Origin of the sequence: Actinocrinis sp. (assembly GCF_035653575.1) — a bacterium.
Taxonomy (GTDB): domain Bacteria; phylum Actinomycetota; class Actinomycetes; order Streptomycetales; family Catenulisporaceae; genus Actinocrinis.
In genome coordinates this window covers 20,837-32,199 of the sequence record NZ_DASRBQ010000168.1, presented here as the reverse complement: position 1 = coordinate 32,199, position 11,363 = coordinate 20,837, and the positions used below count along the sequence as shown (strand labels likewise).

Here is an 11,363-nt window from a genome sequence, read left to right as displayed (position 1 = left end):
TAAGGAAACACCGGTGTCACAACCAGGCGGAAACGGGGGCGCGCGAGAAGTACGCCATGGCCTGTGACGTGCGTGGAAGTGCGCTCGAAACGGTTATTCGAGAGAAACTCGGCTTTGTAGAAGGCTGATGATAAGTTTTCGCGGGTTCAGAATTTCAGCCGGTACGCGCGCGCGGCGGCGCCGCCGAAGACCTGCGCGCGCTCGTCCTCGGACAGCTGTGCGGTCAGCTCCCGCGCCGCCTCGGCGACGTCGTCGTACGAGGCCGCGAGCAGGCACACCGGCCAATCCGAGCCGAACATCAACCGGTCGGGGCCGAACGCGTCGAGCGCGACGCGCGCATACGGGCGCAGGTCGGATACAGTCCACGAGCTCTGATTCGCCTCGGTGACCATACCCGACAGTTTGCAGAACACGTTCGGTTCGCCGGCCAGCTCGCGCAACAGCGTGGCCCACGGCTCTAATGCGCCCGAGGCGATCGGCGGCTTGGACAGGTGGTCGAGCACGAAGGTCAGCTGCGGCAGCGCCCGCACCGTCTCGATCGCGGCGGGCAGCTGGTGCGGGTACGTCAGCAGGTCGTAGCAGAGCCCTGCCTCGCCGATCGCGGCGAGGGCGCGGCGCACGTCGGCGCGGCACAGCCATCGCGGGTCGGCCTCGCCCTGCACGAGGTGCCGGATACCGACCAGCCGATCGCCGCCCGGACCTTCGCGCAGCGAGGCCAACGCCTCGGCCACGTCCGGCGCGGGCAGGTCCGTCCAGCCGACGACGCCGGCCACCAGCTGCGAGTCCGCGGCCAGAGCGAGAAACTCGCGCGTCTCGTCGGCGTCGGGCAGCACTTGGACCAGAACGCCGAGCTCGATCCCGGCGCCCCCGGCCACCGCCGCGAAGTCTTCCACCGCAAAGGTCCGACGGATCGACGCCAGCTCGGGACCGTCGAGCCAGGCCTGCTCGCGCCGAGCCAGATCCCAGAGGTGGTGGTGCGCGTCAATTCTGGTCACGGATGCACCTGCTCGGAGCGACAACCAGGGGTAGGCAAGACCATGGGCAGGACTGTACCGGCTGTCCGTGCCCGCGGGGAGCACAGATCGGATTGCTGCCGGGTCGTGCTGAGTCAGCCACGCGGCGCCGGGACGCTCCCGCTCTGCAGGACTTCCGCGCGCTCCGCACCGCTTATCCCCTCAGTCACGGTCACCGTCGGCTCCATGACGCGGTCGAAGCCGACCTCGCGGCGCGCCCCGGTCATCGTCAGCCGCATGGTGCTGCGAATGTCCGCACTCGACGCGCCCACGCGCAGCTCCACCTCGCCCGGGTCCACCTGACGCGCGCCGGCCCGGCCGGTATATGCCGTCAGGTCCGCGTGCAGCTCGATGGTCACCGTCCGCTCCGCGCCGGGCGCCAAGTCCACGCGGGGCGCCGCGATCAGCTTCTGCACCGGCCGCGCCACCTCGGCCACCGGGTCGTGCAGGTAGACCTGTACGACCTCTGAGGTCGGCACCGGATGATCGTTGCGCAGCGCCACCGTCACCCGGTACGTCCCGTCCGTGGCCCAGGTCCGCTGCGGCCCGGCCTCCTGGACGCCGACCCAGGTCGCCGGGGCGTAGGACAGGCCGTGCCCGAATGGGAACAACGGTGTCTGGTCGATGTTGCTGACGCCGCTCGCGTGGCCCATCGGCGCGGCCAGATAGGTCGAGGGCTGATTCACGTCGGCCGTCGGGAAGGTGAGCGGCAGCCGGCCGGACGGGTTGACCCGGCCCGAGAGCACATCGGCGATCGCGTGCGCGCCCTCCTCGCCGGGGAAGAAGCCGCACACCACGGCCGCCAGCCGGCCCGCCTGCCGGGACAGCTCGTACGGCCGCCCCGCCAGCAGCACCAGCACCACCGGGGTGCCGGTCTCCAGCAGCGCCTCGAGCAGCTCCTCCTGCCGGCCCGGCAGCCGCAGGTCGGTCGCGTCGCAGCCCTCACCCGACGTGCCGCCGCCGAACAGGCCGGCCTTGTCGCCCAGGACCACGACGCACACCTCCGCGGCGCGTGCCGCGCGGACCGCTTCCGCGATGCCCTCGTCGGTCCCGCCGAGCACCGGAACGCCCTGTGCGTACGAGATCTGATACCCGGCGGTGTCCTCGCGCAGCGCGCCGAGCACCGTCGCGACCTCGATGCCCATCGGCACTTCCGGGTGGTGCACGCCGACGTGCATCGGGAAGGAGTAGCAGCCCATCAGCGCGCCCGCCTCGTCCGCGCGCGGACCGACCACCGCGATCCGCTTCCCGGCGGCCAGCGGCAGCGCGCCCTCGTTGTGCAGCAACACGATCGAGCGCTCGGCCAGCTCGCGGGCCAGCGCGCGCGACTCGTCGTCGTCGAGCCGTACCGCCTCGGCGTCGGCCACCTGCGGCGACCAGTCCGCGTCCAGCAGCCCGAGCTCGCATTTCTGCCGCAGCACCCGCTCCAGCGCCCGGTCGATCAGCGCGACGTCGACCTCGCCCGCCTCGATCGCGTCGAGCAGCGGCTGCCCGAAGCACCGGACCGTCGGCAGTTCGACGTCGATCCCGGCGCGCAGCGCCAGAGCCGCCGCCTCTCCCTCCGATCCGGCGACGTTGTGCTCGATCTGAAGGAACGTCACCGCGAAGTAGTCGGACACCAGGGTCCCGGTGAACCCGTAGGTGCCGCGCAGCAGGTCGCTGAGGAGCTCCGGATCGGCCGCCGCTGGCAGCCCGTCCATGTCTGTGTACGCATTCATCACCGAACGCGCGCCGGCCCGCAGCGCCATCTCGAACGGCGGCAGCAGCACGTCGGCTATCTCACGCCGGCCGATCGAGACCGGGGCGTGGTTCCGGCCGCCGCGCGAGGCCGAGTATCCGACGAAGTGCTTGAGCGTGGAGATGATCCCGGCCGACTCGACTCCGCGCACATACGCGGCGCCGATGGTGCCGACCAGGTACGGATCCTCGCCGATGGTCTCCTCGGTGCGGCCCCAGCGCGGATCGCGGCTCACGTCGAGCACCGGGGCGAGCCCCTGGTGCACGCCGAGCGCGCGCATCGTGCGGCCGATCTGGGCGCCCATCCGCTCCACCAGCTGCGGGTCGAAGCTCGCCCCCCAGCACAGCGGAGACGGGAAAACCGTCGCCTGCCAGGCCGCCAAGCCGGTCAGGCACTCCTCGTGCACGAGGGCCGGGATGCCGAAGCGCCCGGCCGCCATGATCTGCCGCTGACTGCGGGCCAGGGCCGCGGCGCCGGCCGGCGGCTCCACCGGTTTGGTGCCGAAGGGCCGGGTCAGCTGGCCGATCCCGTCGCGGATCAGCTCCTCCCAGGCGGCCGGCGCCGTGGCCAGCTCGTGCTGGTGCGGGGCCACATCGCCCCCGGCGCTGTCTATCCCCACCCACACGCCGTAGAGCTGGGCCACCTTCTCCCGGAGCGTCATCCGGGCCATCAGGTCGCCGACGCGCGCGCCGGCCTCGGCCGCGGGGTCGCGCCAAACCTCAGCGGTCAGTTGATCGTCGATAGCCACGTACGGTCCGTCCGTCCTTCACGCGCACAGAGCGATGGTCCGAGCAAGAGCTTTTACTTTTGGGTTGTGCCGCCGGTCGGCGAAGGGTCACAGCGCACGCGTGGACTGGCGCACGACCAGCCGCGTCGCGAGCGTGATGTGGGTCTCCTGCGGGCTCTCCCCCCGGATCAGCTTGACCAGGACCTCGATCGCGCGCTGACCCATCGTGCGGATCGGCTGCTCGACCGTGGTCAGCGGGGGAGTGCTCAGTACCGATTCGGGGATGTTGTCGAAGCCGACGATCGAAAGGTCCTCGGGAACACGCAGCCCGAGCTCCTCGGCCACCTCGATGGTCGCGATCGCCGACAGGTCGTTCGCCGCGAACACCGCGGTAGGCCGATCGGGGGAACTCAGTAACTCTCTGGCCGGCTTCACCGAGACCTCCGGGTCATAGGCGCCGACCTGTACCAGCCGCTCGTCCACCGGCACCCCGGCCGCGGTCAGCGCCTCGCGGTAGCCTTGTTCGCGCAGCTGGGCGGACTGCAGGTCCGGCCGGCCGCCGAGCAGCGCGATGCGCCGGTGCCCGAGCTCGAGCAGGTGTTCGGTGGCCAGACGCGCGCCGTGCAGGTTGTCCGAGTCGATGGTCGGCAGGTCGGAGTGCCCGGTGTGCGGGTCGACCGCGACCACAGGCGCTCCGTACTGCACGTCCACCACGGTCGGGGTGACCAGCACCGCGCCGTCCACCAGGGTGCCGCTCAGCCGGGAGAGATAGCGCCGCTCCCAGCCGACGTGGTCGCTGGTGCGCCCGCCGGCCGAATAGACGACTAGTTCGAAGCCGGTGCCGCGGATGGCGTCGCCCGCCCCCTTGAGTAGTTCGGTGCTGAACGGCTCCAGGTCCGCCACCAGGATCCCGATGACGTTGGTGCGGTGATTGCGCAGGCTCTGCGCCACGAGGCTGGCCTCGTAGCCGAGTTCGTTGATCACGGCCTGGACCCGCGCGAAGGTGTCCGCCGACACGCCGTAGCGCTGGTTGATGACTTTGGACACGGTCGCGACCGACACGCCGGCTGCTGCGGCGACGTCGCGAATTGTCACGCGGGAGCTTGGCTGCACCGGGCCAGAATAGCGTTGTAAATCGTTATCGACAACGATTGACACGATCACGAGTTGCGCGCAAACTCTCTGCCATCCTGGGCTCACTTCGCCCGGTCCAGTTCGGCCGACGTCGTCAGGAATGGACCAGTCATGCGCAGAATCCGCACAGTCAGCTTCGTCGCCGCCGCGGCGGCGTTGGCGCTCACCGCCTCGGCCTGCAGTAGCAGCAGCGGCGCGAAGAGCAGTTCCAGCACCGGGCCGGTGAACCTGACCTGGTGGCACAACGGCACCACGGATCCGGTCAAGTCGCTGTGGGCGCAGGCCGCCGCCGACTACACCGCCGCCCACCCGAACGTGAAGTTCACCGTCGATCCGATCCAGAACGAGCAGTTCACCACGAAGGTCCCGGCCGCGCTGGCCGGCGGCAACCCGCCGGACATCTACCAGCAGTGGGGCGGCGGTCAGCTGACCAGCCAGATCACCTCGGGCAAGGTCATGGACCTGACCTCGGCGGTCGCCAGCTGGATCGGCGAGCTGGGCCCGACGGCGGCCGGCTGGCAGGCGAACGGCAAGCAGTACGGCATCCCCTACGACTTGCACGTGGTCGGGTTCTGGTACCGCAAGGACCTGTTCGCGCAGGCCGGCATCACCACCCCGCCGGCCACGATGGACGAGCTGAACGCGGACGTGGTCAAGCTCAAGCAGCACAACATCGCGCCGATCGCCATCGGCAGCAAGGACCGCTGGCCCGACGCGTTCTTCTGGGACTACTTCGCGGTGCGCGAATGCTCCACCGACGTGCTGAAGCAGGCCTCTAAGGACATGAAGCTGGACGACCCGTGCTGGCTCAAGGCCGGCAACGACGTCAAGGCCTTCCTGGCCACCAACCCCTTCCAGACCGGCTTCCTCGGCACCCCGGCCCAGCAGGGCGTGGGCAGCTCGGCCGGCCTGGTGGCCTCGGGCAAGGCGGCCATGGAGCTGCAGGGCGACTGGGAGCTGCCGACCATGGAGGGCCTGCTGCCCAACGGCACCTTCAAGTCGCAGATGGGCTGGTTCCCGTTCCCGTCGGTGGCCGGTGGCCAGGGCGACCCGGCCGTGGCACTCGGCGGCGGCGACGGCTTCTCCTGCACCACCGGGGCGAGCGCGGCCTGCCCGGACTTCCTGAAGTACCTGGCCAGCCCGGCGATCCAGGACAAGATCGCCTCGCAGGGCATCGCGCTGCCGGCGAACCCGGCCTCGGCCTCCAAGCTGACGGACCCGAACCTGCAGCAGATCTCCTCGTACGCGTCCAAGGCGCCGTACATCCAGATGTACTTCGACATCGCCTTCCCGACCAACGTCGGGCAGTCGCTCGACAACGCGGTGGCGGACTTCTTCGCCGGTAAGGGCACGCCGCAGACGATCGTGCAGAGCGTCACGAACGCCGGTTCGGGCGGCAAGTAATGAGCGAGGCACGGGTCACGGCGGGGATGGCCGACGCCATCCCCGCCGTGGCGGGTGACGAGACGCTCGGACGCTCCGGCCGCGCCGCCACGGCGCGCCCGGTCCGTCCGGGCGGGCGGCGCAAGCGGCTCGAACTCATCCTGCTGCTGACGCCCGCGACGATCCTTTTCGCGGGCTTCGTGCTGGCGCCGATGGCCTTGGCCGCCTACTACAGCTTTTACAACTGGAACGGCTACGGCACGCTCACCTCGGCCGGCCTGTCGAACTACACCAGCGCGATCAAGGGCACGAACTTCCAGCACTCGCTCTGGCACAACCTGATCATCGTCGGGCTCTCGCTGGTCATCCAGCTGCCGCTGAGCATCGGCCTGGCGATGCTGCTCAACCGCAACCTCAAGGGCCGCGCCTTCCTGCGCCTGGTGGTCTTCGCACCGTATGTGCTGTCCGAGGCGATCACCGCCGTGATCTGGTACCAGATGCTGCAGCCGAGCGGCTTCGTCGATCAGGTACTCACCTCGGTCGGCCTCGGCAGCCAGGTGCACGACTGGCTGGGCAGCACCAGCCTCGTGCTCTACACCCTCTTCGTGGTGATCACCTGGAAGTACATCGGGTTCGGCATCATCCTGTTGCTCGCGGGACTGCAGGGGGTCCCGTCCGAGCTGCGCGAGGTGGCCGCGCTCGACGGCGCGAGTTCCTGGCAGGTCACCCGGCACATCGTGCTGCCGCTGCTGGGCCCGACCATCCGGATCTGGATCTTCCTGTCCGTGATCGGCTCGCTGCAGCTGTTCGACCTGGTGTGGATCATGACCCGCGGCGGCCCGGCCGAGGCGTCGAACACGATGGTGACGTACATCTACAACTTCGGCATCAGCCAGCAGCAGTACGGCTTCGCCAGCGCGGTCGCCGTGATCCTGTTCATCATCTGCTTCATCTTCGCGCTGGCCTACCAGCGCTTCGTGCTGCGCCGCGACACCGAGGGCGCACTGACCCGGGTGGTGGGGTGACGGCATGTCAGCTGCTGTGAACACGACGGCGGCCGGAATGGCCGCCGCTCCCCGGCGCGGCCGGCGCGGCGGCGCACCCCGCGGGGGGCGCACGTGGGTGGCGTATCTGGTGGCGATCCTCGTCATCGGGCTCACCGTGGTCCCGCTGCTGTTCGTGATCCTCGGCGGTTTCCGTACCAACGCGGAGCTGAACTCGGACCCCGCGGCGCTGGTGCCGCACCACTGGGTGTGGTCGAACTACACCAGCGTCCTGAGCAACGGGCAGTTCTGGCGCAACATCTACAACAGCATCCTGATCGCGGTGGTCGCCACCGCGATCGCGGTGGGCGTCGGCTCGATGGCCGCCTACGCGCTCTCGCGCTATGACTTCCGCGGCCGCGAGGCGTTCTACAGCTTCTTCACCATCGGCCTGCTGTTCCCGATCGGCGTCGCGGCGCTGCCGCTGTTCCTGCTGCTGCACGACCTGCACATGCTGGAGCACTGGTGGGGCGTGGCGATCCCGGAGTCCGCCTTCTCGCTGCCGGCCACGATCGTGATCCTGCGGCCGTTCATGCGGGCCGTCCCCGGGGAGATCGAGGACGCGGCGATGCTCGACGGCGCGAGCCGGCTCGGCTTCTTCTGGCGGATCCTGCTGCCGCTGTCCCGGCCCGCGCTGATCACGGTCGGCATCCTGGCGTTCGTGACCAGCTGGAACGCGTACCTGCTGCCGCTGCTCGCGTTCAACGACCAGAACAACTTCACCCTGCCGCTGGGCGTGGCGAACTTCCAGACCCAGTACACGCAGGACACCGCGAAGATCCTGGCGTTCACCGGCCTGTCCATGGTGCCCGCCCTCGCCTTCCTGGCGATCGCGGAACGGCGCATCGTCGGCGGCCTGACCGGTGCGGTGAAGGGATGAGGGCGGTGAAGGTATGAGGGCGGTGAAGAGGTAGCGGCCGGGTGATCGAGACAGCCGGGTGATACAGATAACGGTGTGACTGACACCGCGAAGAAGACCCCGGCGAACACGAGCGCCGCACCGGGTCCGCTGGCCGACCCGCTGGATCTACTGGACCTCTCCTCCCTGCTGGGGGAGGAGGAGCGGGCCATCCAGCGCACGGTGCGCGAGCTGCTGGCCGACCGGGTGCGGCCGCACATCGGCAGCTGGTTCGAACGCGGCCACTTCCCGCGCGACCTGGTCCCCGAGCTGGGCAGGCTGGGCCTGCTCGGCATGCACCTGGAGGGCTACGGCTGCGCGGGCACGAGCGCGACGGCGTACGGCCTGGCCTGCCTCGAACTGGAGGCGGCCGACTCCGGGCTGCGCAGCTTCGTGTCCGTGCAGGGTTCGCTGTCGATGTACTCGATCCGCCGCTACGGCTCCGCGGAGCAGCGGCAGCAGTGGCTCCCGCGGCTGGCCGCGGGCGAGGCGATCGGCTGCTTCGGCCTGACCGAACCGGACTTCGGCTCGGATCCGGCCAATATGCGCACCCGCGCGGTACAGCAGGGCGGCGCGGGCGGCGACTGGATCCTCAACGGCGCCAAGATGTGGATCACCAACGGCGGCATCGCCGACGTGGCGACGGTCTGGGCCGGCACCGAGGACGGCATCCGCGGCTTCCTCGTGCCCCGCGGCACGCCCGGCTTCAGCACCCGCGACATCGAGAACAAGCAGTCGCTGCGCGCGTCGGTCACCTCCGAGCTGGTCTTCGAGGAGGTGCGCCTCCCGGACGCGGCGCGGCTGCCGGAAGCCCGCGGCCTCGGCGCGCCGCTGTCCTGCCTGAACGAGGCGCGCTTCGGCATCCTGTTCGGCGCGGTGGGCGCGGCCCGCGACTGCCTCCAGACGGCCCTCGAATACGCCGGCCAGCGGGTGCAGTTCGGCAGGCCGATCAGCGCCTTCCAGCTCACTCAGCGCAAGCTGGCCGGCATGGCCGTGTCGCTGAACACCGCGATGCTGCTCGCGCTGCACCTCGGCCGGCTCAAGGACGCCGGCCGGATCCGGCCCGAGCAGGTCAGCGCGGGCAAGCTGAACAACGTGCGCCAGGCGATCGAGATCGCCCGCGAGTGCCGGACCATCCTCGGCGCCAACGGCGTCTCGCTCGACTACTCGCCGATCCGCCACGCCAACAACCTCGAATCAGTGCTCACCTACGAGGGCACCGAGGAGATCCACACCCTGGTGGTCGGCCAGGCGCTCACCGGCCAGTCCGCGTACCGGTAAGAGCGGGCGTCACCAGGTCACCGGGAGCTCTCGATTCAGCGCGCGCTCTCGGCGGCGGCGAGGCGGTGCAGGCCCTGGATGGCGAGCGGATAGCCTTCGACGCCGAAGCCGATCACGATGCCGGCGGCGACCGGCGAGATGTAGGAGTGGTGCCGGAAGCTCTCGCGCGCGTGCACGTTGGAGATGTGCAGCTCGACGACGCGCAGGTGCGCGCCCTTGATCGCGTCGTGCAGCGCGATCGAGGTGTGCGTATACGCCCCCGCGTTCAGTACCGCACCGATCAGCCGCCCCGCCTGCTGCTCGGCCCCGGCCTCCTGAAGCCAGTCGACCAGCTGACCCTCGTGGTTCGACTGGCGGCACTGCGCCTCCAAGCCGAGCGCGGCCGCGGCCTTGTGGCACATCGCCTCGACGTCCGCGAGCGTGTGCGCGCCGTAGATCCCGAGCTCGCGGGTGCCCAGCAGGTTGAGGTTCGGGCCGTTGACGATCAGAACGGAAGGCATGGGTAGATCTTCCCGCCTGCGCCGCGGGTTCGCACGCGCCCTCGCCCGGTTGACGCGAAGCCGTCGCCGGTCGAGCCTACGGGCATGAATTCGGAGAGCTGGATCGGCCGCACCGCACAGCAGATCGCTGAGGCCGTGCGCCGCGGTGAGGCGGCGCCGCGGCGCGTGGTACAGCAGCACCTTGACCGGATCGAGCGGCTGAACTCGCAACTCGGCGCTTTCCGCAAGGTCCGGCACGAGGAGGCGCTTGCTGAGGCCGACGCGCTCGCCGCGCGTCCGGACCTTGGGGAGCTGCCGTTGGCCGGGGTTCCCGTCGCGATCAAGGACAACGTCGCGGTGGCCGGTGAGCAGACCCGCAACGGCTCGTCCGCGAGTTCTGAGGCGACCAACGAGTCGGACCATCCGGTCGTCGCGCGGCTGCGTGCGGCAGGCGCGATCGTGGTCGGGCTGGCCAACGTGCCCGAGCTGTGCTTGATGCCGATGTCGGACAGCGTCTACGGCATCGCCAGGAATCCGTGGAACCGCCAGACCACCGCGGGCGGCTCGTCCGGCGGCAGCGCGACCGCCGTCAGCGCGGCCCTGGTCCCGATCGCGCACGGAAACGACGGGCTCGGCTCGATCCGGATCCCGGCGTCCTTGTGCGGGCTGGTCGGGATCAAGCCGGGGGCCGGGGTGGTGCCGCCGCTGCTCAACGAGGATGGCAGCGTGCCCTGGTATGGACTGTCCGAGAACGGCCCGCTGGCCACGACGGTGCGCGACGCCGCGCTGGCGTTGTCGGTGATGGCGGACGACCCGAAACTCGCAGAACTCGACGAAGCCGATTCGAACGGCGCTGCCTCGAACGGCGCTGCCTCGAACGGCGCTGATTCAAAGGGCGCGGGTTCAATGGGCGCAGGTTCAAAGACCGTGCGGGTCGGCGTATCCGTGCGCCCCACGCAGCTCGGTCTGCCCATCGATCAACGCTGTGAGGCGGCCGTCATCGAGACCGGCGATCTGCTCGCGACCTTCGGACACACCGTCAGTCGCCACACCACGCGCTACCCGATGTGGCTTGGGCCTGCGGCGTTGCGTACCTGGTATTCCTGCGCGCACGAGGACGCGCGCAAACTCGACCACTCGAAGCTGGACCGCTCAACGCGCCAGATGGCCGCCATCGGAGGCGTGCTGAACGCCGCGCACTTTGGCGGCGGCGGAGCGCGCGAGCGTTGGCGCAGCGGGGCCGCCGACGCGTTCTTCGGCGACGTTGACGTGCTCGTTCTCCCGGCAGTCGCGGTGCCGCCGCCGTTCGCGCGCCGTTACGGCGAGCGTGCGGCCGTGCGCAACACGATCACCAGCGTCCGGGTCGGCCAGCTGCTCGGGCCGTGGAATATCGCCGGATGGCCCGCGATGAGCGTGCCCGCTGGCGTACACGACCCGGGAGGCTGGCCGCTGGGCGTCCAGTTGGTCGCGCGGCCCGGCGGCGAGCAGCGGCTACTCGCGCTGGCGGCGCAGCTCGAAACGGCGCGGCCGTGGCCGAGGCACGCACCGGAATACGCCGTTTAGCGCAGGCCCCGCGCCGCCGCCCGCACGGTTACCACGCCGGGAACAATTCATCGACGGGAGTCGTTCATTCGCGTCATAGGGCAGTAAGCCGCGTGTCGGGGGCG

The 11,363-nt window shown here is 70.1% G+C and carries 9 protein-coding genes; 5 read left to right on the top strand and 4 right to left on the bottom strand.

Annotated features, from left to right (window positions below; all coding sequences use genetic code 11):
• Positions 1-146: 146 nt before the first annotated feature.
• From VFA06_RS22760 to VFA06_RS22750, 3 genes are all read right to left on the bottom strand, one after another.
• A complete protein-coding gene (locus VFA06_RS22760; RefSeq protein ID WP_324842717.1) occupies positions 147-995 on the bottom strand; it encodes an amidohydrolase family protein in 849 nt (282 codons plus the stop codon).
• Between the two features lie 113 nt (positions 996-1,108).
• Positions 1,109-3,421 (bottom strand): beta-glucosidase family protein, encoded by a 2,313-nt coding sequence (locus VFA06_RS22755; RefSeq protein ID WP_349260304.1) that lies wholly within the window; start codon positions 3,419-3,421, stop codon positions 1,109-1,111.
• Positions 3,422-3,586: 165 nt separating this feature from the next.
• Positions 3,587-4,573 (bottom strand): LacI family DNA-binding transcriptional regulator, encoded by a 987-nt coding sequence (locus VFA06_RS22750; RefSeq protein WP_349260303.1) that lies wholly within the window; start codon positions 4,571-4,573, stop codon positions 3,587-3,589.
• Between the two features lie 150 nt (positions 4,574-4,723).
• On the opposite strand from VFA06_RS22750, the gene VFA06_RS22745 reads away from it, so the two are divergent.
• The 4 genes from VFA06_RS22745 (at position 4,724) to VFA06_RS22730 (ending at position 9,217) form a co-directional block, all read left to right on the top strand.
• Positions 4,724-6,016, top strand: coding sequence for an extracellular solute-binding protein (locus tag VFA06_RS22745; RefSeq protein WP_324842714.1), 1,293 nt, complete (start codon positions 4,724-4,726; stop codon positions 6,014-6,016).
• 26 nt (positions 6,017-6,042) lie between these two features.
• A complete protein-coding gene (locus tag VFA06_RS22740) occupies positions 6,043-7,020 on the top strand; it encodes a carbohydrate ABC transporter permease (RefSeq protein ID WP_414639950.1) in 978 nt (325 codons plus the stop codon).
• Positions 7,021-7,057: 37 nt separating this feature from the next.
• Entirely contained in the window at positions 7,058-7,918 is an 861-nt protein-coding gene (locus tag VFA06_RS22735; RefSeq protein ID WP_349260302.1) for a carbohydrate ABC transporter permease, read from the top strand.
• Positions 7,919-7,993: 75 nt separating this feature from the next.
• Positions 7,994-9,217 carry an acyl-CoA dehydrogenase family protein gene (locus tag VFA06_RS22730; protein ID WP_324842711.1) on the top strand — a complete coding sequence of 408 codons (1,224 nt, stop codon included), beginning with the start codon at positions 7,994-7,996 and terminating at the stop codon, positions 9,215-9,217.
• Between the two features lie 35 nt (positions 9,218-9,252).
• Here the strand turns inward: VFA06_RS22730 and aroQ are convergent, their stop codons facing one another.
• Positions 9,253-9,717 carry a type II 3-dehydroquinate dehydratase gene (gene aroQ / locus VFA06_RS22725; RefSeq protein ID WP_324842710.1) on the bottom strand — a complete coding sequence of 155 codons (465 nt, stop codon included), beginning with the start codon at positions 9,715-9,717 and terminating at the stop codon, positions 9,253-9,255.
• A gap of 84 nt (positions 9,718-9,801) precedes the next feature.
• On the opposite strand from aroQ, the gene VFA06_RS22720 reads away from it, so the two are divergent.
• Entirely contained in the window at positions 9,802-11,259 is a 1,458-nt protein-coding gene (locus VFA06_RS22720) for an amidase (protein WP_324842709.1), read from the top strand.
• Positions 11,260-11,363: the final 104 nt, after the last annotated feature.